Annotated in this window: 17 protein-coding genes and 1 tRNA gene; 12 read left to right on the top strand and 6 right to left on the bottom strand. The window is 71.1% G+C overall.

Annotated elements, in window-relative coordinates; translation table 11 throughout:
- Positions 1–46: 46 nt before the first annotated feature.
- Positions 47–1,009, bottom strand: coding sequence for a MerR family transcriptional regulator (locus OG607_RS37830; protein ID WP_405733536.1), 963 nt, complete (start codon positions 1,007–1,009; stop codon positions 47–49).
- A 99-nt stretch (positions 1,010–1,108) separates the two neighbouring features.
- On the opposite strand from OG607_RS37830, the gene OG607_RS37825 reads away from it, so the two are divergent.
- Positions 1,109–2,212, top strand: a complete 1,104-nt coding sequence (locus OG607_RS37825; protein ID WP_405733533.1) for a phosphotransferase enzyme family protein — start codon at positions 1,109–1,111, stop codon at positions 2,210–2,212.
- 9 nt (positions 2,213–2,221) lie between these two features.
- On the opposite strand, the gene mtnK is transcribed toward OG607_RS37825, so the two are convergent.
- The 4 genes from mtnK to OG607_RS37805 are packed head-to-tail and all read right to left on the bottom strand — an operon-like array spanning position 2,222 to position 7,059.
- Complete coding sequence (gene mtnK / locus OG607_RS37820) at positions 2,222–3,391, bottom strand: S-methyl-5-thioribose kinase (protein WP_405733530.1); 1,170 nt, start codon at positions 3,389–3,391, stop codon at positions 2,222–2,224.
- Positions 3,388–4,410, bottom strand: a complete 1,023-nt coding sequence (locus OG607_RS37815; protein WP_405733528.1) for an ABC transporter permease — start codon at positions 4,408–4,410, stop codon at positions 3,388–3,390. The genes mtnK and OG607_RS37815 overlap by 4 nt, the downstream gene beginning before the upstream one ends.
- Positions 4,407–5,966, bottom strand: a complete 1,560-nt coding sequence (locus OG607_RS37810) for a sugar ABC transporter ATP-binding protein (protein ID WP_405733526.1) — start codon at positions 5,964–5,966, stop codon at positions 4,407–4,409. Before OG607_RS37810 ends, OG607_RS37815 begins: the two co-directional genes overlap by 4 nt.
- The gene (locus tag OG607_RS37805; RefSeq protein ID WP_405733524.1) at positions 5,953–7,059 is read right to left on the bottom strand and encodes a substrate-binding domain-containing protein; all 1,107 of its coding nucleotides are present in this window, start codon (positions 7,057–7,059) and stop codon (positions 5,953–5,955) included. The genes OG607_RS37810 and OG607_RS37805 overlap by 14 nt, the downstream gene beginning before the upstream one ends.
- A gap of 283 nt (positions 7,060–7,342) precedes the next feature.
- Between OG607_RS37805 and OG607_RS37800 the strand changes: the two genes are divergently transcribed.
- Genes OG607_RS37800 through mtnB form a run of 3 tightly spaced genes read left to right on the top strand, consistent with a single transcriptional unit; the run spans position 7,343 to position 9,265 of the window.
- A complete protein-coding gene (locus tag OG607_RS37800; RefSeq protein ID WP_405733522.1) occupies positions 7,343–7,927 on the top strand; it encodes a 1,2-dihydroxy-3-keto-5-methylthiopentene dioxygenase in 585 nt (194 codons plus the stop codon).
- Entirely contained in the window at positions 7,924–8,637 is a 714-nt protein-coding gene (mtnC, locus tag OG607_RS37795; protein ID WP_405733521.1) for an acireductone synthase, read from the top strand. Before OG607_RS37800 ends, mtnC begins: the two co-directional genes overlap by 4 nt.
- Positions 8,638–8,656: 19 nt before the next feature.
- The gene (gene mtnB, locus OG607_RS37790; RefSeq protein WP_405733520.1) at positions 8,657–9,265 is read left to right on the top strand and encodes a methylthioribulose 1-phosphate dehydratase; all 609 of its coding nucleotides are present in this window, start codon (positions 8,657–8,659) and stop codon (positions 9,263–9,265) included.
- Here the strand turns inward: mtnB and mtnA are convergent.
- A complete protein-coding gene (mtnA, locus tag OG607_RS37785) occupies positions 9,262–10,305 on the bottom strand; it encodes an S-methyl-5-thioribose-1-phosphate isomerase (protein WP_405733518.1) in 1,044 nt (347 codons plus the stop codon). The genes mtnB and mtnA overlap by 4 nt on opposite strands.
- 105 nt (positions 10,306–10,410) lie before the next feature.
- Between mtnA and OG607_RS37780 the strand changes: the two genes are divergently transcribed.
- The 8 genes from OG607_RS37780 (at position 10,411) to OG607_RS37745 (ending at position 15,443) form a co-directional block, all read left to right on the top strand.
- A complete protein-coding gene (locus OG607_RS37780; protein ID WP_405733516.1) occupies positions 10,411–11,178 on the top strand; it encodes a nucleoside phosphorylase in 768 nt (255 codons plus the stop codon).
- Entirely contained in the window at positions 11,175–12,485 is a 1,311-nt protein-coding gene (locus OG607_RS37775; RefSeq protein WP_405733514.1) for an amidohydrolase, read from the top strand. Before OG607_RS37780 ends, OG607_RS37775 begins: the two co-directional genes overlap by 4 nt.
- Before the next feature lie 29 nt (positions 12,486–12,514).
- Positions 12,515–13,126 carry a sulfite oxidase-like oxidoreductase gene (locus OG607_RS37770; protein WP_405737317.1) on the top strand — a complete coding sequence of 204 codons (612 nt, stop codon included), beginning with the start codon at positions 12,515–12,517 and terminating at the stop codon, positions 13,124–13,126.
- Entirely contained in the window at positions 13,119–13,859 is a 741-nt protein-coding gene (locus OG607_RS37765; RefSeq protein WP_405733512.1) for a ferredoxin reductase, read from the top strand. The genes OG607_RS37770 and OG607_RS37765 overlap by 8 nt, the downstream gene beginning before the upstream one ends.
- 34 nt (positions 13,860–13,893) lie before the next feature.
- Positions 13,894–13,967: transfer RNA gene (locus tag OG607_RS37760), tRNA-Pro, on the top strand.
- 189 nt (positions 13,968–14,156) lie between these two features.
- Positions 14,157–14,390, top strand: coding sequence for a hypothetical protein (locus tag OG607_RS37755; protein WP_405733510.1), 234 nt, complete (start codon positions 14,157–14,159; stop codon positions 14,388–14,390).
- A complete protein-coding gene (locus OG607_RS37750) occupies positions 14,378–14,545 on the top strand; it encodes a hypothetical protein (RefSeq protein ID WP_405733508.1) in 168 nt (55 codons plus the stop codon). Before OG607_RS37755 ends, OG607_RS37750 begins: the two co-directional genes overlap by 13 nt.
- A 241-nt stretch (positions 14,546–14,786) precedes the next feature.
- On the top strand, positions 14,787–15,443 hold the full coding sequence (locus OG607_RS37745) for a thioesterase II family protein (RefSeq protein ID WP_405733506.1): 657 nt from the start codon (positions 14,787–14,789) through the stop codon (positions 15,441–15,443).
- Positions 15,444–15,549: the final 106 nt, after the last annotated feature.

The raw sequence follows: 15,549 nt of genomic DNA, 5'->3' as shown, positions 1-15,549 counted from the left end.
TCCGGGTGAGGGGGCGGCACCGTGCGTACGGTGCCGCCCCCTCGCCTCAGGCGGACGGCCTGCCCCCGGCCCGCGGCGTTGATCGCAGGGCCTTGATCACCCAGTCGAAGACCGGGCCGAGGCTGGGTCGCTGCGGCCAGCCGTTGATGGCCGAGAGCAACTGCCAGTAGCGCTCCATGCGCGAGTCGTTGCCGGTCTCGAAACGGATGAGCAGCCAGTGGCGGAAGTCCGGGCCGTCGGTGCGGTCGAACAGGTCCGCGTACTGCGGGAGCAGGTCGTCCAGGAGATCCTGGGCCGCCGCCGAGTCGGGGGCGGTGCCCGCGTCGAGGGCGGCGGTGACCTTGGCCGTGGTGAGCTCGACGAGCTGCTTGTCGGCGCCGGAGCCGCTGCGGGCGCCTGAGGCGCGCTCGGCGGCCTGGTACTCGGCCGCGCGGCGTACGGCGGACCGGAAGTCCGCGTCGCCGACGAGTTCGCCCAGCTCCACCCAGGCGTCGACCTGCTCGGGGGCCGGGTCGTCGGGCAGCTCGGGCATGGCGGCCCGCATCATCGCCACGAATTCGGGGTGGGCGTCCAGGCCGCCGAACGCCTCGTCGATGAAGTCGTTGATGACGCGTCGGCGTTCCTCGTCGGACAGCTTGGCCAGCTTGTGCATGAGTTCCATCTCCTCGGGACTGGACCCGCGCTTGGCCACGGCGCGCAGTACGGCCCGGCGCAGCCGCAGTGTGCGGATCTGGACGTCCACGGCCTCGGCGTGCGCGGCGGCCACCTCGGCGACGGTGATCTCGCGTTCCAGCACCCGCTGGACGGTGGCGAGGTCGATGCCGAGGTCGCGCAGCGTACGGACGAGTTCGAGGCGGGCCAGCGCGTCGATGTCGTACAGCCGGTAACCGGCGGGGCTTCGGTCGGTCGGCGGGACCACCCCGCGGTCGGAGTAGAACCGGATGGCCTTCACCGACAGACCGGTGCGCCGGGCCAGTTCCCCGATGGAGTAGAGCGTCTCGCCGTCCATGTCCCTCACCTTGCTGTCTCCCGTCGCGGGAGAGTCCAGTCCCTCGCCCCAGCCATTACCCTGGCTGAAAATGACCTTTCTGTGGAAGGACTCCGTGGAGTGACACCGCATCTCGCCCACGGTATGGGCCATGAGCCGGTCGCGCCGGACTGGCCGCCGCTGACGGACGGCGAGGCCGCCGCCGTGCTGGGCGGGCGCGGGCCGGTGCGGGTGCTGTGGCGCAGTCCGCGGCCGTTGTCGGCGGCTGCGCTGGTGGAGCAGGCGGGGCGGGGGCTGGTTTTCGTCAAGCGGCACCATGTGTCCGTACGCACGGCGGAGTCCCTCGGCGAGGAGCACGGCTTTCTGCGGCATCTGCGGGAGCGCGGCGCGCCGGTGGTCGAGGTGCTGGATGTGGTCGCGCTGGGTGAGTGGGTGTACGAGGTGCACACGGCGGGCCGGGGTACGGATCTGTATCAGGACGCGCTGTCGTGGACGCCGTTCGCCTCGGTCGGGCACGCGGCCGCCGCCGGCGCGGCTCTGGCGCGGCTGCACGCGGCCGCCGAGGGCTACGACGCTCCGCGCAGACGGCCGCAGCCGCTGGTGGCGTCGTTCACGGTGTTCGCGTCGGCGGACCCGTTGGCCGGGCTGGAGCGGTACGTCGCCGAGCGGCCCGCGCTGGGCGCGGCGCTGGCCGGGCGGGCGTGGCGGGAGGATGTCGTACGGATCCATCTGCCGTTCCATGAGCGGCTGGCGCCGTTCCTGGACAAGCTGGAGCCGATGTGGACGCACAACGACTGGCATGCGTCGAATCTGCTGTGGGACGCGGGGACTTCCCAGGTCTCGACAGTGCTGGACTTCGGGCTGAGCGACCGTACGACGGCCGTTCATGATCTGGCGACGGCGATCGAGCGGAATGTGGTGCAGTGGCTGGATCTGCCTACCGGGCAGGTCCGGGTGGAGTTCGAGCATCTGGACGCACTGCTGAGCGGCTACTCGGCCGTGCGGCCGCTGAGCGGGGCCGAGGCGGCCGCGCTGCCTGAGCTGCTGCCGCTGGTGCACGCGGAGTTCGCGCTGTCGGAGGTGGACTACTTCCACGGGGTGGTGGGGTCGGCCCAGAACACGGCGCTGGCGTACGACTACTTCACTGCGCATGCGCAGTGGTTCGGCGGGGAGCGGGGAATGGAGCTGCTGCGTCGGGTGCGGCAGTCCGTGGGCGGGCGCTGACCCCTGCCGCTACCGCTTCTCCAGCAACGCCCGTACGTCCTCCGGCCCGGCGAGCCCGTCCCGGTCCACGATCAGCGCCCTGCCCAGCAGCAGCGCTTCGCGCGAGGCGGGGCCCGGGTCGGGGAGGGTCGTGAGGTCGGTGAGGTGGGCGAAGCCGATGATGCGGCGGATGATCTCGGCGCCGGCGAAGCCGAGGCTGTCGGACCAGAGGCGGCGCAGGAAGCGGTCCAGGTAGGCGTCGTCGAAGAAGGTGTCGACGCGGGTGGGCCACAGGCGGCGGAACTCGGTCTCGAAAGCCTGCCAGCTCAGCGCGAGCTGGTCGGCGTGGTCGCCCTTGATGCCGAGGGCGCGGGCGCGTATCCCGGAGACCAGTGCGTTGCCCCAGTACAGGCCGAGGTCGAAGCCGATCGGGCCGACGAAGGAGAACTCGGGGTCGAAGACGCGGACGACGGGGGTGCCTTCCCGGTTGCCGACCATGATGCTGCCGGTGTGGAGGTCGCCGTGGAGGAGGGCCTGGGCGCCGGTCATGAAGGTGTGCCGGAGGTCGGCGACCTCGGTACGCAGCAGGGGGTCGGCGCGGAAGGCGGCGGCGAGGTCGTCCAGGGCCGGGTGCCAGTGGTTGTGCTCGTGCTCGATGTAGGGCTCGGACAGGACGACGTCTTCGGTGATCTTGCACAGCTCGGGGCTGACGGAGGCCGCGATGAGGGCCTTGCGGTCGGCGGAGGACATGCCGAAGTCGCTGGTGGCGAAGGAGAGCGCGGCGACGAACTCGCCGACGTGGCGGGAGGTGTCGCCGTAGGAGCCGCCCTCGTTCAGGACGGTGCGCAGGACCCGGAGGTCGGACATGTCCTCCATGGTCAGCGCGTAGTTGGCGGCGTCGTAGCCCAGGATGGCCGGAATGGTGTCCGGGGCCACGGCGGCGACCTGGGCGTACGCGCGGGCCTCGGCGTCGGCGCGGCTGGGGCTCATGGGCCAGGAGGGGCCGGCGACGCGCACCCAGGGGAGAGCCTGTTTGACGGCGAGGCTGTGGGTGGGGCCGGTGGCGATGAAGACCCGGTTCATGTTGCCGTCGGAGACCTCGCGGACGGTGAGGTGCTCGCCGTCGGCATGGCCGCGCTCGCGGAGGTAGGCGGCGATGTCGTCCGCTTCAAGGATTCGGTACGTCTGCGTCGTCGTCATGCGCGCTTTCCTCGGGACAGGGTGAAGCTGAAGACCAGGGCGAGGATGAGGACGGTGCCCTCGACCACGTCCTGGGTGTAGTAGGGCAGGCCCTTGATGGTCAGGCCGGTGGTGATGATGCCGATGAGGACGGCGCCCAGGGCGGTGCCCCAGACGTTGGGCTTGCCGCGCCCGAGGACGGAGGTGCCGACGAGGGCGACGGCCACGGCTTCGAGCAGCTGGGACGTACCGGCGGAGACGTCGCCCTGGCCGATGCGGGCGGCCAGGATGAGGCCGCCGATGGAGGCGAGGACGCCGGACAGGACGTACGCGAGCGCCCGGTACCGCCCGGTGCGGATGCCGGCGAGGCGGGACGCCTCGGCGTTGGCGCCGATCGCGTAGAGGATCCGGCCCCAGCGGGTGCGGGCGAGGAAGACGTACGCGAGGACGGTGAGGCCGCCGAAGATGAGGACGGAGACGGGGATGCCCGCCACGGTGCCCCGGTCGATTTCGAGGAAGCCGTCGGTGAACCTGCCGGGGGCGGTGGTGCCGTCGGACAGGGTCATGCCCGGGGAGATGGACTGGCCGTCGACGAGGATGAGCTTGAGGCCCTGGATGACGAACATCGTGCCGAGTGTGGCGAGCATGTCCGGGATCTTCATCACGACGATGAGCAGGGCGTTGACCAGTCCGGCCAGGGCCCCGGCGGCGATGACGGCGATGATCGCGACGACGCCGACCTGGTTGTGGACGACCATCGTCTTGGCGGCGACGGTGACACCGAGCCCGGCGACCGCGCCGACCGACATGTCCATCCCGCCGACGGCCATGGTGAGGGTCACGCCGAGGCCGAGGATGGCGGCGACGGACACGTAGCGCAGGGTGTCGAGGAGGGTGGCCGAATCGCGGAAGGCGGGCTCGCTGAGCGAGAAGTACGCGAAGAGGGCGACCGTGACGAAGATGAAGCCGTACTTGATGACGGCGCCCTGGATCCGGATGCGGGTGCCCTGGGACACGGGGGCGGCGGCGGTCGTGCTCATCGGGAGTGGCTTTCTGTAGGGCCCGGCCTGAGGGCGATGGTCTCGATGACCTGGTCGCGTTCGGCGTCCGCGCCGTACGCGTCGAGCCGGATCTCGCCCTCGCTGAGGACGATGACGCGGTCGGCAACCTCCAGTACCTCGTCCACGTCGGCGGACAGGACGAGGACGGCGGCTCCGTCGGCGGCCAGCGCGCGGGCGCGGCGGCCGATGTCGCGGCGGGCGCCGATGTCCACGCCTCGGAACGGCTCGTCCAGGATGAGGACGCGCGGGCGCTCGGCGAGCCAGCGGCCGACGACGACCTTCTGCTGGTTGCCGCCGGACAGCTCCTCGACGGTGCTGTTCTCGTCTCGGGCGACGACGCCGAGTTCGGTGATGGTGCGGCGGCCGAGGGCTGCTTCCTGGGAGCCGCGGACGAGTCCGGCGCGGGAGAGGGACTTCAGGAAGGGGAGCGAGATGTTCGCGGCCACCGACCAGCCGGGGATGAGGGCGTCCGCGTGCCGGTCCTCGGGGACGAGGTGCACGCCGGCGCGGATCGCGTCGGCGGGGCGGCGGGGCCGGTAGGGCCCGCCGTCCAGTTCGAGGGCGCCGGACGGGAAGGGCTCGGCTCCGAAGAGGCCCCGGGCCAGCTCGGTCTTGCCGGCGCCCAGCAGCCCTACGACGCCGGTGACTTCGCCGGACCGGATGTCCAGGTCCTGCGGGCGGCGGCCCGGCAGAAGCGGTACGCCCCGGAGGGCGAGCACGGTCGCGCCGCTCCCCTGCCCGGCGCCGTCGGTCGGGCGGGCGGTGGCCGCGCCCTGCGGCTGGGCGAGCATGGCGCGCAGGGCCCGGTCCCAGTCGAAGGGCTTGGCCAGGTCGTCGGTGAGACGGCCGTCCCGAAGGACGACCAGCCGGTCGGCGAGGGCGTCGATCTCGCCGAGCCGGTGGGACACGTACAGGACGGCTATGCCGTCGGCGCGCATCCGGCCGACGATGGCGAAGAGCCGTTCGGCCTCGGCGGCGGACAGGGCGGAGGTCGGCTCGTCGAGGATGAGCAGCTTGGGGCGGGTGGACAGGGCCCGGGCCAGGATCAGCAACTGCTGGTCGGAGATGCCGAGTTCGGCGACATCGCGGCGCAGTACGTCTGCGCCCCAGCCGAGGCCGAGGGTGGCCTGGATCTCCTGGGCGCGGGCGAGCAGCCGCCGGCCGTTGAGAAGCGGATTGCCCCGGCCCTGGGCCAGTTCCTCGAAGACCAGGTTCTCGGCGACGGACAGGCCGGGGACGACGCCCTCGCTGATCCGCTGGTGGACGGTCTGGATGCCCAACTGCCGGGCGGCCAGCGGCGACTGGAGTGCCACCGGCCGGGCGCCGACCAGCACCTGGCCGCCGTGGTCGGCGTGGACGCCGGACAGGATCTTGATGAGGGTCGACTTGCCGGCCCCGTTCGCCCCCAGCAGCGCGATGACGCTGCCGGGGGCGATGTCCAGGGAGACGGAGGTCAGGACGGGCTTTCCGCCGAAGGACATCGAGATGTCGAGCAATGAGACAGATGTCTCACTGGTTGGATCAGTGGGCGACATTGGCGATCCAGTCCGCCGTGCTCACCTTGCTGAGGTTGAGCGCCGGGAGCGCGGAGCGCAGCTCGTCCATGTTCTTGATCTTCTTGCTGACCAGGAAGTCCCGGGTGATGGCGACGGCCGGGAACTCCACCGAGGTCTTGTTCAGCTGACCGGCCAGCTCCAGCGCGGCGGTGCGGACCACGGCCGCGCCGACGGCGGACGGGTCGGTGCCCGCCGTGGCGACCCAGGGGCTGTTGTCGGCGGTGATGGCCTGGATGTCGGCGTTGGAGATGTCTGCGCCGAAGACCTTGACCTTGCCCGCCAGCTTCTTGTTCTGGACGGCGAGCAGGGTGCCCTTGGCCAGTTCGTCGTAGGGGGCGAAGATGCCGGTCACGTCGGAGTGCTGGGTGAGGGCGGCGCTGACCAGCGGGACGTTGTCGGTGGCGGTGGAGTCGGTGACCTTGCCGACCTTGAACTCCTGGGTCCAGCCGTTGGATTCGACGGCCTTCTTCCAGACGCTGTCGCGCTTGTCGAGGGCGGCGTAACCGGCGACGTTGACGTAGCCGACCTTGGCGTTCTTGCCGAGGTCCTTGGCCATCACGTCCAGGACGGCGGAGGCCATGCTGGCGTCGTCCTGTTCGGTGCTGATCACCTTGGAGTTCGTCTGGTCCACGTCGTAGACGACGACCTTGATGCCCTTCTTGACCGCAGCGTCGATCTGCGGCTGGATCGTGGCCGGGAAGCCGTGGTCGACGATGATCGCCTTGGCGCCGGAGTTGATGGCCGAGGACAGGTCGGTGGCCTGCTTGGCGTTGTCCGCCTGGGCGTCGTAGACCGTGAGGTCGATCCCGAGGGCCTTGGCCTGCGCCTTGGCGCCGGTGCCCCACTGCTCGAAGTAGTCGCCGGCGCCGCTCTGGCGGACCAGGGCGACCTTGACGGCGCCCTTGCTGAAGGGGGCGGGCTTGGCGGCTGTCGCAGCGGAGGCGGAGGCCGCGGTGTCGGCGGTGCCGCTGGAGGCAGAGCCTGAGGAAGTCTGCGAGCAGCCGGCCGCGAGGAGCACGGAGGCGGAGGCGAGGGAAATCGTGGCAAGCGGAAGTCTGGCGGTGCGGGACACGGGGAAGCTCCATGGGTGGTGCGTTGCGTGGAAGGGGGCTCGGAAACGGAGGACGGCAGGCGTCAGCGACAGCTGGCCGTGGTCATCCGGAGCAGGTCCACGTACAGCCGCCGTACGAGCAGCAGCTTCTTCATGGGAAAATCATGGGAATCTTTTCGGCCATTAGTCAAAGCCCGAGACATTTGTTCTCACCTGCTGAGACATCGCCTTCGTCACACCCGGTGACCCCTCCCCTCCGGGTTACGATCCGAAAACCGGCAACCACGCATTCCTGGAGCTCCCGATGACCCTTCTCACCACGTGGCCGGAATCCGGCCCCGAGACCGTCGTACGCCGCACCGCCGAGCCCGCCGAGATCGCGGCGGCGCTGGCGGACATCGGTGTGCGGTACGAGCAGTGGCCGGTACGCGACGATGTTCCGGCCGACGCCGACAGCGAGACCGTGTTCGCCGCGTACGCTGCCGAGATCGAGAAGCTCAACACGGAGGAGGGCTTCGTCACCGTCGATGTCGTCGCCCTGCACCCCAGCGACGACCCGGAGTTCCCGGCGAAGGCCAAGGCCGCCCGCGAGAAGTTCCTCAGCGAGCACACCCACGACGACGATGACGAGGTCCGCTTCTTCGTCGCCGGCGCCGGCATCTTCTATCTGCACGTCGGCGGTGAAGTGCACGCCGTCTACTGCGAGAAGGGCGACCTGCTGGGCGTACCGAAGGGCACCACCCACTGGTTCGACATGGGCACGAATCCGTCCTTCACCGCCATCCGCTTCTTCCACGAGGAGGACGGCTGGATCGGCACGTTCACCGGGGACAGCATCGCCCTGCGCTTCCCGGACTTCGACACGATCCACGCGGGGCGCGACGCGTGATCGGCTTTTCCGCGGACGCCGTGGTGCTCGATATCGAGGGCACCACGAGCGCCACCGGTTTCGTGGTGGACGTGCTGTATCCGTATTCGCGGAAGAGGTTCGCCTCGCTTTTGCATGACAGAGCGTCAGAACCCGCCGTTGCCACGGCGATCGGGCAGGTCCGCGAGCTCATCGGCGAGCCGGACGCCGACCCGGCGCGGATCGAGCAGGCACTGAATTCCTGGCTGGACGAGGACCGCAAGGCCACCCCCCTGAAGACCCTTCAGGGCATCGTCTGGTCCGAGGGCTTCGCGGCCGGCGACCTCGTCTCGCACTTCTACGACGACGTCGTGCCGGAGCTGCGCCGCTGGCACGCGGCCGGCGTGCGGCTGCACGTCTACTCCTCCGGCTCGGTAGCCGCCCAGCGCGCCTGGTTCGCCCACTCCCCCGCCGGCGACCTGCTCCCGCTCGTCGAGGGCCTGTACGACACCGAGAACGCCGGCCCCAAGCAGTCCCCGGACTCCTACCGGGCCATCACCGCCGCCATCGGCACACCGCCCGGCCGGACGCTCTTCCTGTCCGACCGCCCGGCCGAGCTGGACGCCGCCCGTGCGGCGGGCTGGCTCACGGTGGGCGTACGGCGGCCGGGCGAGCCGTACTTCGAGACGGGAGTGGGCGACCACCCCGAGGCGGCGGCCTTCACCGACCTGACCATAGCCACCGGCTCTTGACCGTAAAGGAAATCCAGCAGTGACCGAGCTCGCGCCTGCCCCCGACCTGCACAAGGCCGGGGCCGTCCTGGCCGCCGAGGCCGCCCGCTATGCCTCCTTCGGGTGGATGCGCGGCACCTCCGGCAACCTCTCGGCCGTGCTGTCCCGCGACCCGCTCCGCCTCGCCGTCACCGCCAGCGGCCACGACAAGGGCGAACTCACCGCCTCCGACGTGGTCGTGGTCGACGAAGCGGGCGCCGCGACAGGCCCCGGCAAGCCCTCCGCCGAGGCCGAGCTGCACGCCCGCGTCGCCCTGCTGACCGGCGCGGACGCCGTGGTGCACGTCCACACCGTGGCGTCCGTGGTGATGGGTCACCGCGAGCCCGGCGGGATCGTGTTCAAGGACCTGGAGATGCTCAAGATCTTCGGCCACCCCGCCGAGGGCGAGGAGATCACCCTCCCCGTCATCGCCAACAGCCAGGACATGCGGGTCCTCGGCGACCGCCTCGAAGCCGCCCGCGACCCGCGCATGCCCGCCGTCGTCGTCGCCGGCCACGGCATCTACGCCTGGGGCCCGGACCCGCGCAAGGCCCGGCACCACACCGAGGTCGTGGAGTGGCTGCTGGAGCTGGAGCTGGCGCGACGTTAGCGGAGGCGGTCGCCTGGGAGTTCGCCCGCCGAGACCTCCAGCACGCCGCGCTCGGTGACGAGGGCGGTGACGAGGGTGCCGGGGGTGACGTCGAACGCGGGATTGTGGCCACGGGATCCTGCGGGGGCGGTACGCACGCCGGACCAGTTGAGGATCTCGGCCTCGTCGCGCATCTCGATGTGGATGGCGTCGCCGGTGGCGGTGGCCAGGTCCACGGTGGTGGTGGGGGCGGCGACGATGAAGGGGATGCCGGCGTGGGCGCAGGCCAGGGCGACGCCCACGGTGCCGACCTTGTTGGCGGTGTCGCCGTTGGCGGCGATGCGGTCGGCGCCGACGATGGCGGCGTCGATCTCACCGCGCAGGATGGTGCCGGCGGCGGCGCCGTCGGCCTGGACGACGTGCGGGATGCCGTCGTGGTCCAGCTCCCAGGCGGTGAGGCGGGAGCCCTGGAGGAGGGGGCGGGTCTCGTCGGCGTGTACGAGCTCGACCAGGCCGCGGGAGTGGAGTTCGCGGATGACGCCGAGGGCGGTGCCCCAGCCCGCGGTGGCCAGAGCGCCGGTGTTGCAGTGGGTGAGGATGCGCAGGGGCCGGTCCGGAGCCGTCCGCTTCAGCAGCCAGTCGGCGCCGTACGCGCCCATGTCGTGGTTGGCCTTCAGGTCCTCGCGTACGACGGCGTCCGCCTCGGCGAGGACGGCCGCCAGGCCCTGCCCGGCGAAGGGCGCGACCCGGTCGACGCACACCGCGAGGTTGACGGCGGTGGGGCGGGCCTCGCGGATGCGGGCGATGGCGGCGAGCAGCTGGTCGCGGGTCCAGCCTTCGCGCTCGCCCTGGAGGAGGGCGATGGCCACGCCGTACGCGCCCGCGGCACCGATCGCGGGGGCGCCGCGCACGACGAGCCGGACAATGGCGTCGACGAGCTGGTCGACCTCGCGCACGGCGATGCGGTCGAGGCGGGCAGGGAGAGCGGTCTGGTCGATCAGCGACAGGCCGTCTCCGGTCCACTCGACGGCGCGCAGATCCTGGCTCGTTTCGTCGGTCATCGGGCTCTCCGGGGTGGCGTCGGCGGTGCGACAACCGTACCCGACCTGCGGGAATCACCGGCCCGGACCCGTTCCGGCAACAAAGGCCGCGTAGGATCCGGCCGCATGACCGCTGACGCCCTCCCCATTTCCCGCATCCCGCGCACCGGGCTGCCGCCGCGTGCGGTGGTCGTAGGTGACCCGGCCCGCGCCGCCGAGGTCGCGGCGCTGCTGGACGACGGCCGGGAGGTGTCGCACCACCGGGAGTACCGGACCTTCACGGGCAGCTGGAAGGGCACCCCTGTCGTCGTGTCCTCGCACGGTGTCGGGGCGCCCGGGGCGATCTGCCTGTTCCAGGAGCTGGCGGACGCAGGTCTACGGACGATCATCCGGCTCGGCACGGCGGGCGCGATCCGGGCCGGGATCGGCGACGGCGATCTGGTCATCGCGGAGGCGGCGGTCCGGGACGACGGGGTGACGCAGCAGCTGCTGCCGCCGGAGTACCCGGCCTTCTCGGCGCCGGAGGCCGTACTGGCGCTGCAGCGGGCGGCCGTGGCGGCGGGGGCTCGGCATCACCGGGGCGTGGTGTGGACGCGGGCGGCCTTCCAGCCGGGGTTCATCCCGCTGCCCGGAGAGGCGTACACGCGGGCCGGGATCGCGGCGATCGAGATGGAGCTGTCGGCGCTGCTGGTGCTGGCCTCGACGCGCGGCCTGGTGGCGGGCGGCATCGTGGTGATCGACGGGGCGAACGCGGACGAGCTGGTCGATGTGGAATCGACCGGCGGGTACGACCCGCACCGGGATGTGGTCGCCGAGGGGGTCGCGCTGGGCAGCCGGGTAACGTTGGACGCCGTGCATCTGCTGGCGGCGGCCGAAAGCGAGGGCGAGAAGTGACCGAGGTCGATCTGCTCGTGCACGGCGGGGACGTCCTCACCGTGGACGCCGCCGGCACCGTCGTCCCGGCGGGCGCCGTGGCCGTCCACGACGGCGAGATCGTGGCCGTCGGCCCGGCGGCGGAGCTGCGCCCCCGGTTCAAGGCCGCCGAGGAGATCGACGCGACCGGCTGCCTCGTCCTCCCCGGCCTGATCAACACCCACACCCATCTCGCGATGACCCTGCTGCGCGGCTGCGCCGACGACGTCACGCTCCAGGCCTTCCTGGAGATCGTCATCCCCCGCGAGGCCGAGCTGCTCTCCCCCGGGCATGTCGCGGCCGCCCTGCGGGTCGCGGTCGCCGAGAGCGTACGGTCCGGGGTGACCAGCGCGCTGGACATGTACTGGTTCCACGAGGCGGCCGAGGCGGTCGCGGCGGAGACCGGCTGGCGGCTGCACACCGGGCCGACCTTCATGGACGTCCCCGGTCCGCCGGACGGCCGGGCGTACGGGGAGCGGCTGGAGTGGGCGCGCAGGGACCTGGCCGCGCGCGCCGAGGCCCCCGCGAGCGGTACGCGGCCGGTGGTCTTCGCGCACAGCGTGTACACCCTCTCCCCGGCCCAGTTGCTCGACATCTTCGCCCTGGCCCGCGAGTACGGCGCCCTGCTGCACATCCACGCCGCCGAGAACGCCGCCGAGGTGGAGACCGTGGTCTCCGCGCACGGCAAGCGCCCGGTCGAGCTGCTGGACTCCCTCGGCCTGCTCGGCCCCGACGTCCTGCTGGCGCACGCCGTCGACCTCAGCGACGCCGAGATCACCGCCATCGCCCGCACCGGGACGTCCGTCGCCCACTGCCCGGTGTCCAACCTCAAGCTCGGCTGCGGCATCGCCCGCGTCCCCGATCTGCTGTCGGCCGGTGTCACGGTCGGCCTCGGCACGGACGGGGCCGTCAGCTCCAACACCCTGGATCTGCTCGGCGCGATCCGCGTCGCCGCCCTCGTCCACAAGGCCGGCGGCGACCCGACCGCCGTCACCGCCGAGCAGGCGGTGCGGATGGCCACCATCGAGTCCGCCCGGGCCCTCGGCCTCGACGGCCGGCTCGGCTCCCTGGAAACCGGCAAGCGGGCGGACCTGCTGGTCCTGGACCTGGCCCGGCCGCATCTGACGCCGCGCCACGACCCGTGGTCGATGGTGGCGTACGCCGCCGCGGCGTCCGACGTACGCGACACCGTCGTGGACGGCCGGATCCTGATGCGCGACCGCGCACTGCTCACCCTGGACGAGGCCTCGGCTCTCGCCGCCCTGCACGAACTGGCCGACACCGCATGACCGTTCAGCCCACGCAAGCCACTCAGCCCATTCAACCCACCAGGGGCTTCACCGGCCGCAGCACCGCCGCCGACCGCGACCCCCGCCTTCCCCCGGGTCAGTACGACGCCCGCGACACCTGGCCCGTGCTGTCCGCCGAGGTCACCCCCCAACTGTCCGAGGCCGACTGGACGTTCCGTGTCGATGGCCTCGTCGCCGCGCCCCGCACCTGGGGCTGGGAGGAGGCCCGCGCCCTCCCCCGCTCCGAGTACCGGGGTGACATCCACTGCGTGACGACCTGGTCGAAGTTCGGCGTGCGCTTCGCGGGCGCGAGCCTGGACGACTTCCTCGCCGAGGTCCGGCCCCAGGCGGCGGCCACGCATGTCGTCGCGTACTCCCACACCGGCTACACCACCAATCTCCCCCTGGCCGATGTGACCGGCGGCCGGGCCTGGATCGCCTGGGAGTACGACGGCGAGCCGCTGGCCCCCGAACACGGCGGCCCGGCCCGGCTGATCGTCCCCCATCTGTACTTCTGGAAGAGCGCCAAGTGGATCGCGGGCCTGCGGCTGCTCGACCACGACGAGCCCGGCTTCTGGGAGGCCAACGGCTACCACCACCGGGGCGACCCGTGGGCCGAGGAGCGCTACAGCGGTGACTGACACCTTCACCCCGGCCACCGCCTTCGCCGTCCCCGGCCGGATCGCGGTCAGCAACCGCGCCGCCGCGCTCTGGCAGCGCGCCGTCATCACCGAGATCCGGCACGAGACCGCGAACGCCGCCACCTTCCGCCTCGCGGTGCCGCGGTGGCAGGGCCACCTCCCCGGCCAGCACCTCATGCTGCGGCTCACCGCCCCCGACGGCTACACCGCCCAGCGCCACTACTCCATCGCCTCGGCCCCGGACGACTCCGGCCACATCGAGCTCACCCTCGACCACGTCCCCGGCGGCGAGGTCTCCGGCCACCTCCACACCGTCGCCCGCCCCGGCGACACCGTCGAAGTCCGCGGCCCCCTCAGCGGCTTCTTCGCCTGGCCCGGCGACCGCCCCGCCCTCCTGCTCGGCGCCGGCTCCGGCGTCGTCCCCCTCATGTCCATGCTCCGCCACCACCGCCTCCTCGCCCTGGACCTCCCCCTCCGCCTCCTCGTCTCCGCCCGCACCCCCGCCGACCTCATCTACGCCCGCGAGTACGGCCCCGAGACCACCCCCGTCCTCACCCGCACCGAAGGCCGCCTCTCCGCCGCCCACCTCGCCCCGTACCTCGGCGACGGCCAACCCCCGGGCGGCTGGGAGGCGTACATCTGCGGCAGCAACGGCTTCGCCGAACACGCCTCACGGCTCCTGGTGGCCGGCGGGCAGCCCGTGGACCGGATCAGGATCGAGCGATTCGGCTGATCAGCGGAAACAGGGTATTCTGATCACGTTGTACCGGGACGTGGCGCAGCTTGGTAGCGCACTTGACTGGGGGTCAAGGGGTCGCAGGTTCAAATCCTGTCGTCCCGACGGTACGAAGGGTCCTCGCGGGCGAAAGCCCGCGTGGGCCCTTTTCTCTACTGGCTGCCTCGCAGCTCGGCCGGTATCCGACGGAATGCCGGGCTCATGTCGAGGCCTTCCAGGCCTGGATGATCGAGACCCGGTCGGCCGCCACCGCGCTGAACCAGTACAAGGCGTTGCCGAAGTTCTTCACGTGATGTGGATCTGAACACCGATGCGGTGCACTTCCACGGCAAGGGCAGTAAGGACCGCCGGGTGCGGGTCGGGCCGCGCACGGCGCGGGCGGTCAGCAGGCACAGCTTCGCGTGCCAGTGGAAGCGCGTCGGCGGCGACACCGGCGGCCTCCTCGCCCTGATCGTCAGGGTGCGGGTGTTCCTTGCCCCGGCGGGTTCACCCCGTTCGGCACCACTCCGGCTGGGGTGGTCAACCTGATCGTCTCGCTCGCCCTGTTCTACATCCTGTTCAAGATCCCGTTCTGTCCTGGTGCGCCGGGTTCATGTTGCGGCGTCCTTGAGGTTGATTTCGCGCCAATTTGGTTTCCGCTGGAATTTCTTCCTCCGCATGTGCCGCGGCGGGGCGAAATTTGACGGACAGTCAAGGTATTACCCGAAGGGTTGACAGCGCATCGAGGGCTGTGTTGTTGTTCTCTTCGGGAGCGGGACGACCGTAAGGTTGACGCCTGGCGATCTTCCCTGCTCACGCGCACCAAAGACGGGGAATTACGGGGAACCACGGGGAATTACGGGGATTGACATGCCAAACAGAGCGTCTTCTGGCGCGCTCATAGCCTTCAAACCGAAATTAACAGACAATCCGGCTCTCGTTTGCGTGCCCTGGGCCGGGGCCGGGGCGGCGCCGTTCCGCGCCTGGGCGTCGGTCTTCGGGACCGCCGCGACCGTCTACGGGGTGCGGCTGCCCGGCCGGGAGAGCCGCATCGACGAGCCGTTCTTCGAGGACGTCGACTCCCTGGTCAAGAGCATCGTTGCCGAGGTCGAGTCGCTGGGCGACCGGCCGATCGTCCTGTTCGGACACTGTTCCGGCGCCCTGCTGGCCTACGAGGCCGCGCGCACCCTGGGCCAGCGGGTGACGCGCCTGGTCGTCGCCTCGCAGCTGCCGCCGGCCGAGGCGGCCCGGACCGCGGCCGACGAACTGGGCTCCCGGGAGTCGCTGGCCGAGCGCTATCTGGGCGAGGACGTCGCCGACGATTCCGAGATGCGTGCACTGGCACTGGAAATCCTGGAAGCCGATATCCGTGCCGTTTCCGGATATCAATTCGCGCCCGGCCGACTGCGCATTCCGATCACGGTATTCCACGGAATGAATGACCGCGAGATAAGATCCGCGGACCTTGCCGGCTGGACTGCCGAAAGCACGATTCTGTCGGAAATACACGAAGTGGCGAATGCCGATCACATGTTCAGTGGTGCGGCATGGGCAAATCTTGCCGAGCTGATCGCCGTTGAGCTGGGCCTCGTAACGGTCTGACGTATATCCGACCACACCACATTTCCCGATGAGTATCAGCGGGCGCAGCGGACGTGGGCCGGGCGCGCGACGACGTCCACTGTGGACCGTCGGCGGACCGGCACGC

The sequence above is a fragment of the Streptomyces sp. NBC_01537 genome (assembly GCF_045040445.1).
Lineage (GTDB): Bacteria > Actinomycetota > Actinomycetes > Streptomycetales > Streptomycetaceae > Actinacidiphila.
Note: the sequence above shows the minus strand (reverse complement) of the source record. Positions and strands in the feature narration are given on the sequence as shown.

Bases quoted from the DNA above. Each gene is read 5' to 3' on its own strand.
- OG607_RS37830 (WP_405733536.1), bottom strand. From the start codon at position 1,009: ATGGACGGCGAGACGCTCTACTCCATCGGGGAACTGGCCCGGCGCACC.
- mtnK (WP_405733530.1), bottom strand. From the start codon at position 3,391: ATGACGACGACGCAGACGTACCGAATCCTTGAAGCGGACGACATCGCC.
- OG607_RS37815 (WP_405733528.1), bottom strand. From the start codon at position 4,410: ATGAGCACGACCGCCGCCGCCCCCGTGTCCCAGGGCACCCGCATCCGG.
- OG607_RS37810 (WP_405733526.1), bottom strand. From the start codon at position 5,966: ATGTCGCCCACTGATCCAACCAGTGAGACATCTGTCTCATTGCTCGAC.
- OG607_RS37800 (WP_405733522.1), top strand. From the start codon at position 7,343: ATGACCCTTCTCACCACGTGGCCGGAATCCGGCCCCGAGACCGTCGTA.
- mtnA (WP_405733518.1), bottom strand. From the start codon at position 10,305: ATGACCGACGAAACGAGCCAGGATCTGCGCGCCGTCGAGTGGACCGGA.
- OG607_RS37780 (WP_405733516.1), top strand. From the start codon at position 10,411: ATGACCGCTGACGCCCTCCCCATTTCCCGCATCCCGCGCACCGGGCTG.